This is a genomic window from Sinomonas halotolerans, assembly GCF_039615075.1.
GTDB classification, from domain to species: Bacteria; Actinomycetota; Actinomycetes; order Actinomycetales; family Micrococcaceae; genus Sinomonas; species Sinomonas halotolerans.
This window is the reverse complement of the sequence record NZ_JBDFRB010000005.1, coordinates 158,246-173,793: the sequence shown is the minus strand read 5'-3', so window position 1 is coordinate 173,793 and position 15,548 is coordinate 158,246. Positions and strand designations below refer to the sequence as shown.

Here is a 15,548-nt window from a genome sequence, read left to right as displayed (position 1 = left end):
GGCGGGGCAGTCCCCCCGGCAGTGCGCTATCCGCGCGCTGCCGCCGAGAGCCGCTCGCCCATCTCCTGCACGGCCGCCCGGAGCTCGGGCGGGTCGACCACCGTGAACGGCCAGCCGAGCCGCGCCACATGGTAGGCGATGTAGTCGAGATCGTCGGCGCCGGCCGTGAGGAGAGTGGCCTCGCCCTCGGGCTCCACGACCGCCATCGACGGGGGCACGCGCGCGGCCACCTCGTGAGCCGCCGCGTGCACGCGCACCCTCGCCGTGAACTGGTACGGCGCCTGGGTGATGGACGCGTGGACGTACGCGACGGCGTCGGGCGCCTCCCGCGGCGCGAACCGCCAGCCCGTGCCGCGCGCCGCGGCCATCCGGTCCAGCCGGAAGGTCCGCCAGTCCTCGCGGTCCAGGTCCCAGGCCATGAGGTACCAACGCTGGCCCGCCGCCACGAGGCGGTACGGCTCGACCCTGCGCTCCGAGCGCGCGCCGTCCGGCTTCGTGTAGTCGAACGAGGCCCGTTCGGGGGTGCGGATCGCGCGGGCCAGGGCGACGAGGACGTCCGCGTCAACGGGGGCGACCGGGCCGTCGAGGCTCACGGTCGCGTCGATCACGCCCTTCACCTCGGCCCGAAGCCGGGCGGGCAGGACCTGGTCGAGCTTCGCGAGGGACCGGACCGCCGCCTCCCCGAGCCCCGCAACCGAGCCGCCGGCCGCGAGGCGCAGGCTCACCGCGACCGCCACCGCCTCCTCGTCGTCGAGCAGCAGCGGCGGCAGCGCCATGCCCGCGCCCAGCTGGTACCCGCCGCCGGCGCCGTGGGCCGCGCGGACCGGGTAGCCGAGGTCGCGGAGCCGCTCGACGTCGCGGCGGATGCTGCGCGTCGTGACCCCGAGCCGTTCCGCGAGCTCGGGCCCCGTCCAGACCGGGCGCGACTGGAGGAGGCTGAGCAGGCTCAGCACCCGCTGCGTGGTATCGCCCATGCGTCCATGATGCCCGCCCATGCGGACCGTTCCTGTCCGCATCGCGCGGGACAGTGGGAGGGAAGGCAGGCGAGCGAGGAGGGATCGGCATGGACCACGGAGTTGTCCACAGGCGCAATGGCGCGGCGAGATGGCACCCGGCCGCCGCGGCTAGGTTGAGGGACGTGGGTTGGGGGGTCCATCCCAGGAAGGGGCCGGCAGTGGCGGCATCATCGGCAGCAGTGGTGGCAGGGCAGGCGGTCCGGGACGCCGGCGAGCGCGGCGTCGGGGCGGAGCTGACGGCGGGTGCGGCAGGGCGGACGACGCCGTCACCCGCCCCCGTGCTCGTCGTGCCGGGGCTGCGCCTCACCGCCGCGGAGGCGGATGAGCTCGAGGAGGCCGTGGACCGCACCATCGACGATGTCGTCGCGGCGCAGCTGGCCGCGGCGGCAGGGGCGGGGACGGCAGAGGCCTCCGGCGAGGCGTATGCCCGCGATGCCGGGATCCTGGGGAACGGGAGCGTCCTGGCGAACGCACGGGCCGGCGTCGTGCGCGCCCTCCGAGGTGACGCCCACCGCACCGCAGAGGGGGACGCCGAGCTGGAACGGCGGCGGGAGGAGGTACGGCGCGAGCTGCTCCTGCAGGGACCCCGGCTCTGGTGACGGCGCTCTAGCCCTGAGCGTGCCCTGGCGATTCCGCCCTGACGCCGGGGCCCGGTGGCCTGCGCCCCGGTCGCGGCGTGGGTGCCTTCGATGTACCGCGCCAGCTGCCGTGGTTCTTGAGGAAGACGCTCACGCCGTTGTTGATGAGGTCTGGCACGGTCCGGCCGTCGAAATCGTATTCGACCATGAACGCTTCGACGATGACATTCATCGAGCGACCGTTCCCTTGGCCTCGACCACCACGAGGGTCTCGAGCATCACGCCTCGTGGTTGCCCGCGTAGTTGCCCTCGTAGAGCTCGTGCCCGCCGCCGAACTGGCTGCCGATCGCGTCCCACAGGAGCATCACGAGCTTCACCCGGTCTACGGCCTGCGCGCTTTCCGAGCCGCGGATGTACTTGTGTCCAGGTACGGGCGGATCTCGGGGGTGTTGAAGCGCAGTGCGCTTAAGTTGAGGTAGATGACGCCGGAGGCGACGTCCTGCTCGACGATCTCCTTGACACGCGGATAGCCGACGGACATGAACATGCGGTACGCCATCGCGTAGTCGCTTGGGCAGCACGGTCCCGTGGGGCCCCGGACGGGGGTTGAGCGCCATGGCGCCGGCGAGCGCGTAGAACATCTGGCGCCAGTTGCCGGGCGCGTTGTGGTGAACGCGCCGGTAACGGCCGTTTCCGGTGCAGCCCGCCATCAGGCGGCGGCCGCGTGCCCTGAGCGGCACGTGATATTAGTCAGGAATGCCCCTCACGGACGAAACGACCTTGGAAACGCCAGAAATGCAGCCTCTGGCCTGGGCCTTGCGTGCGGGAGCGATGCCCACAATGCCTGGCTCCGGTGAACGGTGGGTTGAAACCCTCCGCTCAGCTCTTCACGTCCTCCAGCCCGGGTCCTACAACGACCCCCAGACCCTTGTCCCAGGTGAAGGCGGAGGCAAGCCGCAGAGTCTGGCCTGGTATGCGAACCAACTCGCCCCCTCGGGGCTGTTGGAGCGCGCTGGCGGACTGGGCATTCAGCCAACACAGTACGCATTAGCTTGGCTCCGGTCCGAGGATGCCGACACCATCCTGGCGATGGTCTTTCACAGGCACGTCAGGTACATAGGTGAGCTCATGCACGATCTCGCTGCGGGCCCGCGGACAATCCGGGAACTTCACACGTCCGCCAATGAGCATTTCCGACTGGGGTGGCAGGGACTCGACCCGGTACGTCGGCGGGTGAAGTGGCTCAGCAACCTCAGATTGGTTCAGGAAGTCTACGACCGCACCAACAGCTTCAGCCTGACCGCAGAGGGACAGAGACTCCTCGAACAACTCGCGGTCCAGGATCCAAACACTCTTTGGCCCTCAGATGACAGCGCCACTGCACCCGCTGAACTAACTGCCGCTGGCCCCGTAGTTCAAGGATTGCTGGATGCTCTGGCCGCGGACGAGACCCAGCACCAGGCCCGCAAGCAGGGCGTTTCGTACGTGCCCAGCCGCGGGTCAGACTCGCTTCTGGACACTCTCCGATTCTTGACCTCGCTAGCAGTTCCCGAAGTCACAGTCGACGATTTTGAGGCGACTTGTCGAGAGCACTTCGCCCTTAAGCCAAGCTCTTCACGATCGGCTCTCAGCACCCTTCGAGCCATAGGCCTCTACCAGCCAGCAGGACGAAACAAGCTCACGGCTTCAGATGCCGCCAGAGAGTGGCTGGAGAGCAATGAAGACCTGGATCTGGTACGAATCCTGCACGCCAACATCCGATTCGTGGGCGAACTGCTGGCGCACGTTGACGATTTCAATCGGGCTGCGGATCTACACAAATTCGCCATGACCGAGTACGCACTTGAAGGGTCGAATCCGCAGTCCACTGCCAGGACGATGCAGATTCTTCGTGGTGCTGGCCTGCTTCAAGAGACCGGGTACGCGCAATACATCGCATCGCCCACCGGGAAGCTGCTGACGCGAGAGCTGCCACTGGCAGCTCCGAAGAGGAAGCGTGAGCACGACCTGCTGGTGCAAGACCTTGAAGTCTCGTCAGCGGGCAACGAACTCGACCAGCTGGCCGCTCTCTCGGATGAGCTGCGTACTGCCTCAGTCGACTCGGCAGCCCCACATCGTTTCGAACAAGCCGTGAAGGAAGCCTTCTCCCAGCTCGGGCTCACTGCCGAGCACATTGGCGGATCGGGGGATACCGATGTCCTTGTGGAGGTCGGTTACGGGTCGTTCTTTCATGGCAAGGCCATCGTCGATGCCAAGTCGTCCGCATCCGGGGGCGTGGGCGAGAAGTCGATCAGCTTCCAAGCGCTCCGCGAGCACCGTGCGAAGAACGCGGCCAAGTACGCTGCGGTGGTAGGGCCCGCATTTCCAGATGGTCGCCTCCAACAGTGGGCAATAGAGGAACGAGTCGTCCTGCTGCCGGTTGAACGCCTCGTAACATTGCTGCAGAGGCAGGCGATTACTCCGCTTTCACCACAGGAACTCGTAAGGCTCTTCGAGGTGCCCGACGGCTGGGATGCACTCGAACAAAGGTGGTCAGAACTGGACCGACGGAACCAGCTGATCAAGCTCGTGGTCCAGTCTCTCGCCCGAGAAGCGGAAGAGAACGACCCGCTCCTCGGCTCGGCACTGGACTTGATAAGCATCTACCGCGATCTTCGCGATCAGATCCATCCAAGGCCGAGCCCGGAGGAACTTCAGGGAGTGCTGGACTTCCTGGTATCGCCCTTCGTGGCTATCGCGATTGAGGACAAGAGTCGCTACTCCCTTCGGGAGTTGCCGATGACGAGCGGGCTGCGACTGAAGTCTCTTGGCGCTGTGGTGCGTACAGTAGGAGATCGTCCTGTCCTCCCCAGCAGTGGCTGAGACCCGACGGAAACACCCTTCCCGTTGAGCCGCTCGAGGCCTAGGGAAGACCGGGAGGCCTTCTTGGCCGCAGCGTCGGTAGGCCAATACTCGTGACTGGTTCTAGCTGAATCACGATCGTTCAGCTCCACTCTCACTATGAATGTGCCCACAATAATGTCGACCGGCCACGCGGCTCAAGCCGAATGCTTCGCCCCGTCCAATAGCTCATGGTTAAATAAGGCCCATGGGGAAAATCTGGGGGATATTGGCCGTTGCCGCATTGGCATTGACGGGTTGCGGGAACTCCGTGGACACAAAGCAGGGACAGACTCAAACCAGCCCGGCACCGGCTACAGCACCGGGCACCACGTCAGCAACGGCTACGGTCAAGGCCAATATCGGAGAATCAATCTGCAAGGACGCCGCCGGGGACTCAAAATCCAAGACGGTCGACCTTGACCAGGTGCGGCTCCTGAGCGACGGCAGCCTCATGTTCATGACTTTCACCACCACGGCCAACGTTCCCACTACTGGGACCGTCCTGTACTCCGTGACCGCTTGGAGCCCGGGCGGAGAAATTGGTTACCAAATCGGTGCTAAGTTCCAGAACGGCCGGGAAATCGCCAACTTCGTGTACAACCTCACGACGTCCAAACAGGAAAACATCACCAACGGAGCCGTGGCCGCCGACAAGCAGGTCAGCACTCGATACCCGCTGTCCAAGCTCGCAGGCCTTGGAGATACCTTCGGGTGGTCAGGGACTCTGGCCGTGGACGGTACCGAGGTCGACCGCTGCCCGGCCGTCGACGAGAAAACCCATTTCCCCAGTAGCTAGCCGACCGGGTGCCAGGGTGCACTCCGTTGCTTGGATTCTAGGGCTGCTATCTGACATGGAGGCTGCGGGCCGGGCGCCTCAGTGTCTTCTTCCGCTTGAGCCCCGCCCGTCGAAGCGACCCCACGCCCCCTCCCGAGTCCATCGCGCCGTCTCGGACAAGCCAAGGGGCTCAACCCGCGCGGTAACCGATCCTGTCGGTCGAGAACCTCAAGGCGCGGGCGATTCAGTCTCGCCCATTGCTGTCTCGGATGCGCCCGGCCCCGCGTCAGGAGCAGCCCGTGCACCACCAGCCCGCCCAGGCGGCGGCTTCGAGTCCGTGCTCGTGCTGGCGGACCACCGCCGCGTGGAGACGGTCCGCATCGCCGCCGGAGGGGACCTCCGAACCGCTGTCAGCGGCCGAGACGGTCATGAAGGCAAGGAAGGGAAGCATGCCGAGTCCTTTCCGGCCGAGGGCGACGCCGTCGTCGCCTCTCGGGACTGCTCGAAGAGAATGTGGTCCAGATCACTGGATACGTCCACCGTAGTCCCCGCGCGGTCCGCGGGGACAGATGCTCCTTCCGCCCAGCGGGAGGGAGAGCGGGGCGGAGGGTCGGCGCCGTGGGCGGGCGCGCGCCGTCACCGGATCGAGTTCGGATGCCGCGCGAGCGGGGTGATCCTGATCTTCAGGTACGGGTACATCGGGAAGCCGCTGAGGATCGCGTGGAGCTCGTCGTTGGACTCGACGTCGAACAGCGAGTGGTTGGCGTACTCGCCGACGATCCGCCAGATCCCGGCCATCTCCCCCGAGCGCTGGAGCGAGCCGGAGTACTCCTTCTCGCGGGCCTGGAAGTCGGCGATCTGCTCGGGGGTCAGGTGGGGCGGGAACTCGACGTCCATGCGGGCGAGGAACATCATGGCGGCCTCCTCAGGCTTCGGTTCGGGGGTCCGGGGCTGCGGGCTAGTCCTGGCGGTACCGGGCGAGCTTCTCCTCGTCGATCGCGATCCCCACACCGGGGACGTCGCGGACGTGGATGCGCCCGGAGATGATCTCGAGGGGCTCGGCGAGGAGGTCGTCGGACATGTCGAGGAAGTTCGAGAGCTCCCCGGCGCGGCGCTGGCTCGCCTCGTGCGCTGCTCCGAACGTGACGGTCGCGAGGGAGCCGATCTGGGTGTCGATCTGGTTGCCCATCGTCACGTCGACCCCCAGGCCCGTGCACAGCCCGAGGATCTCGGTAGCCTGCGTGAAGCCGCTGCGGGCGGTCTTGATGCAGACGGCGTTGCAGCCGCCCGAGAGCAGCTCGCGGGAGACGTCGCCCGGCGTCGGGACGGACTCGTCGCCCACGATCGGGATGGACGAGTGCTCCACGAGGCGCCGCCGGCTCATGGCCTCGGACGCGTCGCACGGCTCCTCGAGCGCGGTCAGGCCGAGCCCGTCGGTGCGCCGGAGGACCTCCATCGCCTCGTTCGCGGTCCAGCCCCGGTTGGCGTCGAGGTAGATCTCCACGTCGTCGCCCAGCCCCTCGCGGAGGACCCGCACGGCCTCGACGTCCAGGTCGAGCGGCCGCCGGCCGGTCTTGAGCTTGAACGTGGTCACCCCGTACTGCTCGCGGAAGCGCTGCGCCTCCTCGAGGAGCTCCGCCGCGGGGCGGAAGCCGAGCATGTGGGAGACGCGCATCGAGTCCGTGTACCCGCCGAGGAGCTTGTGCACCGGTGTGCCCACGGCCTGCCCGATGAGGTCCCAGAGCGCAATGTCCACCGCGCCCTTCGCAGTGTCGTTGTGCACGGTGCGCGCCATGACGCGCTGCGCCTTCTCGCGGTCGAACGGGTCGAGGCCGGCCAGCTGGGGCGCGAAGATCTCGTCGACCACGGTGATGATGGACTTCTGCGTCTCGCCGTACGTGTACGGCCGGGGCGGCGTGTCCGCGGTGCCCACGAGACCGTCGTCGGTGTGGACCCTGATGAGCACGTGGCTCGCGGTGTGCACCTCGCCGCTCGCGAACCTGAGCGGGTGCGTGTACGGGATGGCGTAGGGGATCGCTTCGATGCGCTCGATCTTCATGGGTTCCTCGGGGTCGGCCGGGATGCACAGCAGGGCTGGCGGGGCAGCGGGCAGGTCCGGCTCGGCGGGAGTCGGCTCGGCGGGGCTCAGGCGGGCTTGGCGATGGCGGGCGGGACGGACGACGGCGTGGGCCGCCCAGTGCCTCCCGCGCCCAGCGCCGGGGTGCTCACGGTGTCGAAGAGCCCCAGGAAGCGCCGGACGAGCGGGGTCTCGGTCCCGAGCCGCCACGCGACGGCGAGGTCCACGGCCGGGGCATCGCGGACGGGACGGAACACGATCCCCTGGAACGTGAAGGTCTGGGAGGTCATGGGCACGAGGGCTATCCCGGTGCCGGCGGCGACGAGCGAGAGCAGGGTCGAGGTCTCGGCGGCCTCCTGGACCACCCGCGGGATGAAGCCGGCCCGGCGGCACGCCTCGTGCAGCGTCCTGGTCACGACCGACTGGGCAGGGAACCCCACGAAGGGCTCGCCCGCGAGGTCGGCGAGGTCGAGCTCGTCCTGCCCGGCCCACGGGGACGCCTCGGGGAGCGCCGCGACGAGGAGGTCCTGCTCGAGGTAGGCGAGCCCGATCTCCGGCGAGTGCACCGGCGGGCGGAGGATCGCGACGTCGAGCGTGCCCTCCTCGAGCTCGGAGACCATGCGGGGCGTGAGCAGCTCACCGCGCACGGTCAGGCGCAGGCCGGGCAGCTCGCGGCGCGCCCGCTGCACGAGCTGCGGGAGCAGGCGGTACGTGGCCGTGCCGGAGAGCCCCAGGCGCAGGACGCCCGTGGCGCCGGCGCCGATCTGGGCCACGTCCGCGGCAAGCTCGTCGAGGTCCGCGAGGATGCGGCGCCCGCGCTCGAGCAGGAGCTCCCCCGCGGGCGTGAGCTCCACGCGGCGGGTGGTGCGCTCCAGCAGGGGCGTGCCGAGTAGCTCCTCTAGCTGTTTGATCTGCTGGGAGAGGGGCGGCTGGGCCATGTGAAGCCGCTGCGCGGCGCGGCCGAAGTGCTTCTCCTCCGCCACCGCGACGAAGTAGCGCAGATGCCTCGTCTCCATTGCCGTCCTCCACGCCGAGTGCCCGGGCCGCGGTCGTGCGCCGGGCCGGTTCCAGCGTAGGACGGAGGATTAGGTCAGGGAAATATCTATTCGGGCTCCATTGATACGCAACGGGTACTTGTCACTGTCCTGCGAGGGAGAGCAGCGCCCACCACAGGCCCACGATCACCGCGGGCCCGACCACGAATCCGGCGAGCACCTGGCCTACGGTGTGCGCCCCCAGCATCACGCGCGCCCAGCCCACGGCCGGCACCACGACGAGTACGGGCCACCACGCCGGGCCGAGCAGGAGCACTGTCCCCAGCGCTGCCGCCGCGACCGCCGAGGCGTGGCCGCTGAGCTTCCACCACAGGCTCACGATGGCGAGCAGCGCGATTCCGGCGACGGTCGCCGTCGTCATCGCGAGAGTCGAGGCGGGCGCGCCGGCGAGGGCGAGCGTGCCGAGGCCCACGAGCACGCACACGAGGGCCATGGCGAGGACCGGGGCGCGCTGCGACCTCTCGCTCACGTGGTGGTCCACCACGCGACCGGCCCTGACGAGGGCGAGCAGGATCCCGAACGGCAGCACGCACGTGAAGGCCACCGCCACGAGGCCGTACCACCACGTCCCCGGCCATCCCGGGCTGCCGGCCGGGCTCAGGGCGAGCAGCGCGGCCGTGGTGAAGGGCGGCTGGAAGACCTCGCTCAGGACGCGGGCAGCCGCGGTGCGGCCGGTGCGGGCCGGCTGGGATGCAGGGGAAGGCGCCACGTCGTCGAGAGTCTGCACGCCCTCCAGTGTGGCAGGGGCAGCCGCTGCGCACAGGACCGGCCCGTGCGCGCCCGCTGGCATGAACCGCGCCGTGCGCGCCCTCCAGTGTGGTGGCGGCGCCGGCCTGTGCGCGCAGGACTGCCCGTGCGAAGGTAGGTGCATGACCCGCGACCTGCACCTCACCGGCGATGACGCCGCAGACCGCTTCCTCTCCGAGGACGACTTCGCCCTCCTGACGGGCATGCTGCTGGACCAGCAGGTGCCCATGGAGACCGCGTTCGCGGGGCCGGCCAAGCTCCGCGACAGGCTCGGGGCCCTCGATCCTGCCGCGATCGCCGCGATGGACCCCGACGCGTTCCAGGCCGCGGTCGCCGAGAAGCCGGCAGTCCACCGCTTCCCGGGCTCGATGGCCAAGCGAATCCAGCAGCTCGCCGCGATCGTCGCCGACGAGTGGGACGGCGACGCCGCCGCGATCTGGACGCGCGGCAACCCGGACGGCGCCGAGGTGCTCCGCCGCCTCCAGTCGCTGCCGGGCTTCGGCGAGCAGAAGGCCCGCATCTTCCTGGCGCTCCTCGGCAAGCAGGCCGGGTTCGACGGCGCGGGCTGGCGCGAGGTGGCCGGACCCTACGGCGAGGAGGGGTGCAGGCGCTCGGTGGCCGACATCGTCGATGCCGACTCGCTCCTCGAAGTGCGCGCAACGAAGCAGGCAGCCAAGCGCGCCGCGAAGCAGAAGGCCTAGTCCCGGGGCAGCCCGGCAGCCCCAGAGCAGTCCAGGGGCAGCCCCGGGGCCGGCGCTCCTCAGTCGAGCAGGAGTGCCGGCTCCTCCATGATCGCCGCGACGTCCGCCATGAAGCGCGCGGACAGGTCGCCGTCGACCACGCGGTGGTCGAAAGACCCGCCGAGGGTCGTGATCCAGCGCGGGATGACCTCGCCCGAGACGACCCACGGCTTCTGCTTGATCGTGCCGAACGCCACGATCGCGACCTCGCCCGGGTTGATGATCGGCGTGCCGATGTCGATGCCGAGCGCACCGATGTTCGTGATGGTGAGCGTGCCGTCCTGCATGTCGGCCGGCTTGGTCCTGCCCGCCCGCGCGGTCGTCGCGAGGTCGTTGAGCGCGATCGCGAGCTCCTTGAGCGAGAGGTCCTGCGCGTCCTTGATGTTCGGCACGAGCAGCCCCCGCGGGGTCGCGGCGGCGATGCCCAGGTTCATGAAGTGCTTGACGTGGATCTCGTCCCCGCCCGGCGTCGAGACCCACTGCGAGTTCACGCTCGGGTTCCGCGCGGCGGCCCAGATGACCGCCTTGGCGAGGATCAGCAGCGGCGAGACCTTGATGCCCTCGAAGTCGCGGGACTTCTTGAGCCGCTGGACGAACTCCATGGTCCGGGACGCGTCCACGTCCACGAAGATGCTCACGTGCGGTGCGGCGAACGCCGAGTCCACCATGGCCTTCGCGGTCGCCTTGCGCACGCCGCGCACCGGGATCACCTCGACCCGCCTGTCCTGCGGGGTCCCGTGCGTCCAGAAGGTCGGCGCGGCGTCCTGCTCGCGATCGCGCTGCGCCTGGTACGACTCGAGGTCGGCCCGCGTCACCTCGCCCCGGGCGCCGGTGGCCGGCACGTCCGCGAGGTTGATCCCGAGCTCCTTGGCGATCCGCCGCACCGGCGGCTTGGCCAGGACGCGCGAGATGAGGCCGACGACGGCGTTCGGCGCCTGGGCGGTTGCCGTCGCCTCAGCGGCGGCTCCGCCGACGAGGGGGGCGTGCCCGCTTCGCGACGCCCGCCACACCGCGCCCCCCTCGTCGGCTGCGCCGCTCGTGGGTGCCTGCGGTTGCGCTGGTGCCGACGGCGCCGTTGTCGTCGGGCTCGGCTTGCGGGGGCGGCGCTTCACGGCGTCGGCCTTCGGCCCCGATCCCACGAGGGGACCGCTCTCGATCCCGGGTTCGTTCATGACCGGAACGGGAGACTCGACGCCCGAGCCAGCCCCGCCAGAAGGCGACATGCCCACAGAGGAGGCGGAGCTGGCGGCGCGGTCCGGGGATCGGTGGGCATCCTTGGGCGGGACCTCGCCGCCAGCGGAGCCTCCGGAGGAGGCAACGACGTCGCCCGCCGAACCGCCGGGCGCCGTGCCGCCCGGGACGGAGCCCGCAGCACCCTCGCCGACCGCGATGATCGGGGTGCCCACGGGGATGGTCTGATGCTCGGGCGCGAGGAGCTCGAGGACCGTGCCCGCGTAGGGGCTGGGGAGCTCGACGAGGCTCTTCGCGGTCTCGATCTCGCAGATGATGTCGTTGATCGCGACCGTGTCGCCGGGCTTGACCTTCCAGGAGACGATCTCGGCCTCGGTCAGCCCCTCGCCGACGTCCGGAAGGGTGAAGATCTGCTGCGTCACGGGTTCTCCTAGTACGCGAAGGAGCGGTCGAGGGCTTCGAGGATGCGGTCGATGTCCGGCAGGTAGTGCTCCTCGACCTTCGCCACGGGATAGGGCATGTGGAAGCCGCCGACCCGGATGACGGGCGCCTCGAGGGAGAGGAACGCGCGCTCCGAGACGCGCGAGGCGATCTCGCCGCCGATCCCGCCGAAGGTCGGGGCCTCATGGGCCACGACGAGGCGGCCGGTCTTCGTGGCGGAGGCGATCACGGTGTCGAAGTCGATCGGCGAGACCGAGCGCAGGTCGATCACCTCGACGCTGCGCCCGTCCTCGGCAGCTGCGTCCGCGGCGGCGAGGGCCACGGGGACGAGGGGACCGTACGCGACCACGGTCGCGTCCGTTCCCTCCCGGACCACGTGGGCGCGGAACGGGTCGGCGCTCGTGCCGGGATCCTCGGTGTCCACCTCGCCCTTGAGCCAGTAGCGGCGCTTGGGCTCGAAGACGATGACGGGGTCCCCGCTCGCGATCGCCTGCTGGGTCATCCAGTACGCGTCGTGCGGGTTGGACGGGGTGAGGATGCGCAGGCCGGCGGTGTGGGCGAAGAGCGCCTCGGGGGATTCCGAGTGGTGCTCCACCGAGCCGATTCCGCCGCCGTACGGGATGCGGATGGTCACGGGAACGGTGAGCTGGCCGTTGCTGCGCGCGTGCATCTTGGCCAGCTGGGTGGTGATCTGGTTGAAGCCGGGGAACACGAAGCCGTCGAACTGGATCTCCGCCACGGGCCGGTAGCCGCGGAGGCCCAGGCCGATGCTCGTGCCGATGATCGCCGACTCGGCGAGGGGGCTGTCGATGACGCGCTCGGCGCCGAACTCGGCCTTGAGGCCTTCGGTCACGCGGTACACGCCGCCGAGGCTCCCGATGTCCTCGCCCATGAGCATGACCGTGTCGTCGCCCGCGAGTGCGGCGCGGAGCCCGGCGTTGATCGCCTTGGCGATGGTCATCGTGGGCATCAGCGGCCTTCCTTCGTGGCGGCGGCAGGGGACTCAGCGCCGGGGGTGCCGGGACCGGCGTCGGCGTCGGCGAAGCCGGCCTCGTACTGGCGGTGCCAGGCGAGCTCCTCCGCGACGAGCGGGTGGGGCTCGGCGTACACGTGCGCAAACGCGTCCTCCATGGTGGGCGCCTCGAAGGAGAGGATGTCCGCGCGGGCCTTCGCGGCGAGCGCGTCGCCGGCAGCGGCGACATCGTCGAAGAACGCCTCGCCGGCGATGCCCTCGGCGCGGAGGTACTTCTCGAACCGCTCGAGCGGGTCCCGGGCGAGCCAGGTCTTCTCCTCGTCGGAGAGGCGGTACTTGGTGGGGTCGTCCGCGGTCGTGTGGGCGCCCTGCCGGTACGTGTAGGCCTCGATGAGGACAGGGCCCTTGCCGGAGCGGGCGCGCTCGAGTGCCCACTGGGTCACGGCGTAGACGGCCAGCACGTCGTTGCCGTCCACGCGCACGCCCGGGAACCCGTAGCCCTTGGCCCGGTTGAACAGCGGGATCCGGGACTGCACCTCGGCGGGCACCGAGATGGCCCACTGGTTGTTCTGGCAGAAGAAGACGACCGGCGCCTTGAAGCTCGCCGCGAAGACCATGGACTCGTGGACGTCGCCCTCGGAGCTCGCACCGTCGCCGAAGTACGCGACCACGGCGGCAGGATCCTGCTCCGGCGCCGCCGAGGCCTGCCCCGGCTGCCCTGCCTGCTGGGCCCGGGCGGCGTCCCGCTGGATGCCCATCGCGTAGCCCACCGCGTGGAGGGTCTGGGCCGCGAGGACGAGGGTGTAGAGGTGGAAGCCGGTCTCGCGCGGATCCCAGCCGCCGTTGGAGAGGCCGCGGAAGAGGCGCATGACCTCGCCGAGCTCGACGCCGCGGGTCAGCGCGACCCCGTGCTCGCGGTAGGTGGGGAAGAGGTAGTCCTGCGGAAGGGTGGCGCGCCCCGAGCCGATCTGGGCGGCCTCCTGGCCGCGCAGCGGGACCCAGAGGGCCAGCTGGCCCTGACGCTGGAGGGCGGTGGCCTCGGTGTCGAAGCGCCGGATCATCGCCATGTCCCGGTACATCCCGAGGAGCTCGTCCCGGTCCAGCGCCCGGATGGCCTCGGCGAGCTTCGACCCGGCGGCGAACGTGCCGTCCTCGTCGAGCAGCCGCACGAGGGCGCGGTGGCCCTCGGCGTTCTCGTGGGCGTGGGCCTCGAGCTCGAGCCACAGCTCATCGGGGATGTCGCTGAATTCGGTGGTGGGAAGGTCCACTCCCATACCGCCTCCTCGCAAGACGTCGTTCCACCGCCCGGGGGCCCGCGCGGTGGTCGGCCGCGGATATATTCCTTCTAAGGCATACATTCCTGACGCGGTATACAGCGGCGGCCCAGCAGCAACTCTACCGAGTCGTGCCGGGCCGCCGCGCAGTCGGATACTTCTAGGAAGCCTGCGGGACCTTTGTGAAGTTCCCACACAGCTCGATGAACCGGCTGTTGGCCTCCGGCTCGCCGATGCTCACCCGGACCCCCTCGTTGCCGAAGGCCCGCACGGAGAGCGCCTTGGCCGCAGCCTGAGCCGCGAACTCGGCCGTCGCCTCGCCGAGGCCCAGCCACACGAAGTTGCCCTGGGCGTCCGGGACGTCCCACCCGAGCTCCCGCAGGGCCGCCGTCACGCGGTCCCGCTCGTCGACCAGGCTTTGTACCCTTCCTACAACCTCGCCGTAGTTCTCGAGCGAGGCGATCGCTGCGGACTCGGCAATCGAGGACACGGCGAACGGGACGGCCGCGACCCGCAGGTGCTGGGTGATCCCGGGCTGGGAGACCGAGTAGCCCACGCGGAGCCCGGCCAGCCCGTGCGCCTTCGAGAAGGTGCGCAGGACCACGACATTCGGGTAGCGCCGGTACATCTCGATCCCGTCCACGGCCTCGGGATCCCGCACGAACTCCTGGTACGCCTCGTCGATCACGACGACAACGCTGCTGGGCACGGACTGGATGAAGCGCTCCGTCTCCTCGCGGCGGAGCGCCGGGCCGGTCGGGTTGTTCGGCGTGCAGAGGAGGACCACCTTGGTCCGCTCGGTGACCGCGGCGGCCATCGCGTCGAGGTCGTGGCGGCCGTCGGCGGTGACGGGCACCTGGACGCTCTTGGCACCCGCGAGGCCGATCGAGATCGGATAGGCCTCGAAGGACCGCCACGCGTAGACGACCTCGTCCTGCGTGCCGTCGTCCTGCTGGCCCGCAAACGTGGCCAGGAGCTGATTGAGGGCGCCGAGGCTCCCGCCGCCGGTGACGATGTCCTCGGCCGGGACCCCGAGGAAGTCCGCCAGCGCGGCGCGCAGCCGCGAGGAGACGGGATCCGGGTAGCGGTTGACGGCGCTCTCGCGGGCGATTGCCTCGATGACGGCGGGGATCGGCGGCAGCGGGTTCTCGTTGGAGGAGAGCTTGTAGCTCGCGAGTCCCTCGACGGGGGCGGGAGGCCGCCCGGCGGCGTACTTGGGGAGCCGGGCCACGACGGGGCGAGGGGTAACGCCCGCGGGTCCGGGCACGACAGCAGCGGCGTCGGCGCTGTCGTTCTGGTTCAGCGGTGAAGTCATGGTGCATAGCCTAGCGTCGGCGGGGACATCGGCCCTCTGTGCGAGCATGGGGCCATGAAGCAGTTCGTGCTCCGGGTCCTCGTCAATGCCCTCGCCCTCTGGGTGGCCGCCTGGATCCTCCCGGGCATGGACATCAACGCCGCCGCGACCACAGACGCCGCGAGCGGCGCGGGCGCCGGGGGCGGCAGCGAGACGGTGGGGATCGTGCTCGCCTACCTCTTCATCGGCCTCATCTTCGGTCTGGTCAACGCGCTCGTCCGCCCGATCGTGGGCCTCCTCTCGCTCCCGATCACGTGCCTGACCCTCGGCCTCTTCGCCCTCGTGATCAACGCGGCCATGCTGGCGCTGACGGCATGGCTGTCCTCGTACACACCGGTCCGTCTCACCATCGACTCCTTCTTCTGGACTGCCGTGCTCGGGGCGATCATCATCGCGATAGTCTCAGCCCTCGCTGGCGGCGTGGTCGGCGTGAAGCGCAAGTAG

At 69.6% G+C, this 15,548-nt stretch carries 18 protein-coding genes; 5 read left to right on the top strand and 13 right to left on the bottom strand.

Going from position 1 to position 15,548, the window contains the following annotated elements; all coding sequences use genetic code 11:
• Positions 1-26: 26 nt before the first annotated feature.
• A complete protein-coding gene (locus tag ABCQ75_RS07950) occupies positions 27-974 on the bottom strand; it encodes a helix-turn-helix transcriptional regulator (protein WP_345884516.1) in 948 nt (315 codons plus the stop codon).
• A 200-nt stretch (positions 975-1,174) separates the two neighbouring features.
• Here ABCQ75_RS07950 and ABCQ75_RS07945 point away from each other — a divergent pair, with 200 nt between their 5' ends.
• Complete coding sequence (locus ABCQ75_RS07945; RefSeq protein WP_345884515.1) at positions 1,175-1,615, top strand: hypothetical protein; 441 nt, start codon at positions 1,175-1,177, stop codon at positions 1,613-1,615.
• Positions 1,616-1,622: 7 nt separating this feature from the next.
• Here the strand turns inward: ABCQ75_RS07945 and ABCQ75_RS07940 are convergent, their stop codons facing one another.
• The 3 genes from ABCQ75_RS07940 to ABCQ75_RS07930 are packed head-to-tail and all read right to left on the bottom strand — an operon-like array spanning position 1,623 to position 2,141.
• Positions 1,623-1,826 carry a hypothetical protein gene (locus ABCQ75_RS07940; RefSeq protein ID WP_345884513.1) on the bottom strand — a complete coding sequence of 68 codons (204 nt, stop codon included), beginning with the start codon at positions 1,824-1,826 and terminating at the stop codon, positions 1,623-1,625.
• A 46-nt stretch (positions 1,827-1,872) separates the two neighbouring features.
• Entirely contained in the window at positions 1,873-1,971 is a 99-nt protein-coding gene (locus tag ABCQ75_RS07935) for a 4-hydroxyphenylacetate 3-hydroxylase C-terminal domain-containing protein (RefSeq protein WP_345884512.1), read from the bottom strand.
• A gap of 5 nt (positions 1,972-1,976) precedes the next feature.
• On the bottom strand, positions 1,977-2,141 hold the full coding sequence (locus ABCQ75_RS07930; RefSeq protein WP_345884511.1) for a 4-hydroxyphenylacetate 3-hydroxylase C-terminal domain-containing protein: 165 nt from the start codon (positions 2,139-2,141) through the stop codon (positions 1,977-1,979).
• A gap of 284 nt (positions 2,142-2,425) precedes the next feature.
• On the opposite strand from ABCQ75_RS07930, the gene ABCQ75_RS07925 reads away from it, so the two are divergent.
• Positions 2,426-4,456: a restriction endonuclease gene (locus ABCQ75_RS07925; protein ID WP_345884509.1), complete on the top strand. Its 2,031-nt coding sequence runs from the start codon at positions 2,426-2,428 to the stop codon at positions 4,454-4,456.
• Between the two features lie 226 nt (positions 4,457-4,682).
• On the top strand, positions 4,683-5,273 hold the full coding sequence (locus ABCQ75_RS07920; RefSeq protein ID WP_345884507.1) for a hypothetical protein: 591 nt from the start codon (positions 4,683-4,685) through the stop codon (positions 5,271-5,273).
• 265 nt (positions 5,274-5,538) lie between these two features.
• On the opposite strand, the gene ABCQ75_RS07915 is transcribed toward ABCQ75_RS07920, so the two are convergent.
• The 5 genes from ABCQ75_RS07915 to ABCQ75_RS07895 all read right to left on the bottom strand — a co-directional run bounded on the left by ABCQ75_RS07915 (position 5,539) and on the right by ABCQ75_RS07895 (position 9,111).
• Positions 5,539-5,703, bottom strand: coding sequence for a hypothetical protein (locus ABCQ75_RS07915; RefSeq protein ID WP_345884505.1), 165 nt, complete (start codon positions 5,701-5,703; stop codon positions 5,539-5,541).
• A 185-nt stretch (positions 5,704-5,888) separates the two neighbouring features.
• On the bottom strand, positions 5,889-6,167 hold the full coding sequence (gene catC, locus ABCQ75_RS07910) for a muconolactone Delta-isomerase (RefSeq protein ID WP_345884503.1): 279 nt from the start codon (positions 6,165-6,167) through the stop codon (positions 5,889-5,891).
• Between the two features lie 43 nt (positions 6,168-6,210).
• On the bottom strand, positions 6,211-7,311 hold the full coding sequence (locus tag ABCQ75_RS07905) for a mandelate racemase/muconate lactonizing enzyme family protein (RefSeq protein WP_345884500.1): 1,101 nt from the start codon (positions 7,309-7,311) through the stop codon (positions 6,211-6,213).
• Positions 7,312-7,397: 86 nt separating this feature from the next.
• Positions 7,398-8,345 (bottom strand): LysR substrate-binding domain-containing protein, encoded by a 948-nt coding sequence (locus tag ABCQ75_RS07900; RefSeq protein WP_345884499.1) that lies wholly within the window; start codon positions 8,343-8,345, stop codon positions 7,398-7,400.
• Positions 8,346-8,466: 121 nt separating this feature from the next.
• Complete coding sequence (locus tag ABCQ75_RS07895; protein ID WP_345884497.1) at positions 8,467-9,111, bottom strand: phosphatase PAP2 family protein; 645 nt, start codon at positions 9,109-9,111, stop codon at positions 8,467-8,469.
• 142 nt (positions 9,112-9,253) lie between these two features.
• On the opposite strand from ABCQ75_RS07895, the gene ABCQ75_RS07890 reads away from it, so the two are divergent.
• A complete protein-coding gene (locus tag ABCQ75_RS07890) occupies positions 9,254-9,832 on the top strand; it encodes an HhH-GPD-type base excision DNA repair protein (protein WP_345884496.1) in 579 nt (192 codons plus the stop codon).
• A gap of 59 nt (positions 9,833-9,891) precedes the next feature.
• Here the strand turns inward: ABCQ75_RS07890 and ABCQ75_RS07885 are convergent, their stop codons facing one another.
• The 4 genes from ABCQ75_RS07885 to hisC form a co-directional block, all read right to left on the bottom strand.
• A complete protein-coding gene (locus ABCQ75_RS07885; protein WP_345884493.1) occupies positions 9,892-11,484 on the bottom strand; it encodes a dihydrolipoamide acetyltransferase family protein in 1,593 nt (530 codons plus the stop codon).
• Between the two features lie 8 nt (positions 11,485-11,492).
• Positions 11,493-12,473, bottom strand: coding sequence for an alpha-ketoacid dehydrogenase subunit beta (locus tag ABCQ75_RS07880; RefSeq protein WP_345884492.1), 981 nt, complete (start codon positions 12,471-12,473; stop codon positions 11,493-11,495).
• A complete protein-coding gene (gene pdhA, locus ABCQ75_RS07875) occupies positions 12,473-13,750 on the bottom strand; it encodes a pyruvate dehydrogenase (acetyl-transferring) E1 component subunit alpha (RefSeq protein WP_345884490.1) in 1,278 nt (425 codons plus the stop codon). The genes ABCQ75_RS07880 and pdhA overlap by 1 nt, the downstream gene beginning before the upstream one ends.
• 160 nt (positions 13,751-13,910) lie before the next feature.
• Positions 13,911-15,065: a histidinol-phosphate transaminase gene (gene hisC, locus ABCQ75_RS07870; protein WP_345884488.1), complete on the bottom strand. Its 1,155-nt coding sequence runs from the start codon at positions 15,063-15,065 to the stop codon at positions 13,911-13,913.
• 54 nt (positions 15,066-15,119) lie between these two features.
• Between hisC and ABCQ75_RS07865 the strand changes: the two genes are divergently transcribed.
• On the top strand, positions 15,120-15,548 hold the full coding sequence (locus ABCQ75_RS07865; protein WP_345884486.1) for a phage holin family protein: 429 nt from the start codon (positions 15,120-15,122) through the stop codon (positions 15,546-15,548).

Excerpts from the sequence above, each read along its gene's own strand:
- ABCQ75_RS07950 (WP_345884516.1), bottom strand. The coding sequence starts at position 974 with ATGGGCGATACCACGCAGCGGGTGCTGAGCCTGCTCAGCCTCCTCCAG.
- ABCQ75_RS07940 (WP_345884513.1), bottom strand. The coding sequence starts at position 1,826 with ATGAATGTCATCGTCGAAGCGTTCATGGTCGAATACGATTTCGACGGC.
- ABCQ75_RS07930 (WP_345884511.1), bottom strand. The coding sequence starts at position 2,141 with ATGTTCATGTCCGTCGGCTATCCGCGTGTCAAGGAGATCGTCGAGCAG.
- ABCQ75_RS07925 (WP_345884509.1), top strand. The coding sequence starts at position 2,426 with ATGCCCACAATGCCTGGCTCCGGTGAACGGTGGGTTGAAACCCTCCGC.
- ABCQ75_RS07920 (WP_345884507.1), top strand. The coding sequence starts at position 4,683 with ATGGGGAAAATCTGGGGGATATTGGCCGTTGCCGCATTGGCATTGACG.
- ABCQ75_RS07915 (WP_345884505.1), bottom strand. The coding sequence starts at position 5,703 with ATGCTTCCCTTCCTTGCCTTCATGACCGTCTCGGCCGCTGACAGCGGT.
- catC (WP_345884503.1), bottom strand. The coding sequence starts at position 6,167 with ATGATGTTCCTCGCCCGCATGGACGTCGAGTTCCCGCCCCACCTGACC.
- ABCQ75_RS07905 (WP_345884500.1), bottom strand. The coding sequence starts at position 7,311 with ATGAAGATCGAGCGCATCGAAGCGATCCCCTACGCCATCCCGTACACG.
- ABCQ75_RS07900 (WP_345884499.1), bottom strand. The coding sequence starts at position 8,345 with ATGGAGACGAGGCATCTGCGCTACTTCGTCGCGGTGGCGGAGGAGAAG.
- ABCQ75_RS07890 (WP_345884496.1), top strand. The coding sequence starts at position 9,254 with ATGACCCGCGACCTGCACCTCACCGGCGATGACGCCGCAGACCGCTTC.
- ABCQ75_RS07880 (WP_345884492.1), bottom strand. The coding sequence starts at position 12,473 with ATGCCCACGATGACCATCGCCAAGGCGATCAACGCCGGGCTCCGCGCC.
- pdhA (WP_345884490.1), bottom strand. The coding sequence starts at position 13,750 with ATGGGAGTGGACCTTCCCACCACCGAATTCAGCGACATCCCCGATGAG.
- hisC (WP_345884488.1), bottom strand. The coding sequence starts at position 15,065 with ATGACTTCACCGCTGAACCAGAACGACAGCGCCGACGCCGCTGCTGTC.
- ABCQ75_RS07865 (WP_345884486.1), top strand. The coding sequence starts at position 15,120 with ATGAAGCAGTTCGTGCTCCGGGTCCTCGTCAATGCCCTCGCCCTCTGG.